The organism is Inquilinus sp. CA228, from assembly GCF_052078665.1.
In the GTDB taxonomy this organism is placed as follows: Bacteria; Pseudomonadota; Alphaproteobacteria; order DSM-16000; family Inquilinaceae; genus Inquilinus.
Genome location: NZ_JBQJIK010000187.1, coordinates 1 through 1,148, shown reverse-complemented (window position 1 = coordinate 1,148; position 1,148 = coordinate 1). Strand labels below are relative to the sequence as shown.

Annotated in this window: 1 protein-coding gene and 1 pseudogene; both read left to right on the top strand. The window is 75.9% G+C overall.

Features of this window, described 5'->3' with window-relative positions:
• Positions 1-468, top strand: a pseudogene (locus tag ACTOWL_RS37915) (hypothetical protein); the annotation flags it as partial.
• Positions 469-541: 73 nt separating this feature from the next.
• On the top strand, positions 542-1,148 hold a 607-nt coding region (locus tag ACTOWL_RS37910; RefSeq protein WP_441326474.1), incomplete at its 3' end, for a M48 family metalloprotease.

Sequence of the window (1,148 nt, the reverse complement as noted above, 5' to 3'; positions counted from 1 at the left end):
CTCCAGGTACAGCCGCGGGCGCTGGCGGCGCGGCTGTTCCTGGAGCGGGTCTGGGGCCGCCGGGTCGGCGGCGTGCAAGGCGTCGGCGCCGGCGATCTCGGCGGCTTCCGGGGCGCCTGGGGCATCGCCGGGCTGGCGATCGGGGCCGATCGGTGGGAGGCGCTGCTGGTGGTGATCGAGACCACGGCGGAACGGCGCGACCGCTTCAACATCCTGACCCGCGCCGGCAGCCCGGCCGCCGCGCCGATGCGCGGCGCGGTCGAGAGCTTCCGCCGGATCGGCGCCGGCGAGGCCGTCGCGGTGCGGCCGCGCCGCCTCGCCGTCGTCACGGTGCGGCCGGGCGTCACGGTGGCCGACCTGGTCGGGCGGATGCGGGTCGAGGCGGCCGAGGTGCAGTTCCGGCTGCTGAGCGTGGTCGGCGGCGACACAGTTTCGCCCGGAAGCCGGGTCAAGCTGATCGTCGAATGAGGCCGCCGTCAGGTGGCAGGACCCGGCCGGGACGGCCGGACATCGCGATCATCCGACCGGAACGGAGACTGGGATGCGGCTCGCCCGCCGGGACCTGCTGCTGACGGCGATGGCCGCGGCCCTGCTGCCGGCGGCTCCCTGCATCGCTGCCGCCGACATGGTCGAGGACGAGGCGCTGGACGTGTTCGGCGGCCTGTTCCGGGCGCCGGCGTTGCGGGATCGGGTCGCCGAAATCGGGCAGCGCATCGTCGACGCCGAGGCCGGCGGCGGGATGCGGGTCTCGGTCGACCTGCTCGACTCGGACCGGGTCAACGCCGCGGCCGGGGCCGACGGCCGCATCCTGGTGACGCGCGGCCTGCTGGCCCTGGCCCGCAGCGAGGCCGAGGTCGCCTCGGTCCTCGCCCATGAGGTCGGGCATGTCGTCGCCGGCCATGCCAGGCTGCGGGCGAAGCGGTCGGCCGATGTCGCCGGCGCCGGCAGTCAGGCGGCCTTCGACCGGACGCAGGAGCTGGAAGCCGATCGCATCGGCATCTCCGGCCTGGCCAGGGCCGGCTACGACCCTGCCGCCGCCGTGGCCTTCCTGGCCCGGCTCGACGCCTATCACCGCCTCGACGCCGCGCTCGTGGGCCGGCCGGAGCTGGCGCTGGCTGCCGCGAATGGCGACGACCAACCGGACAACG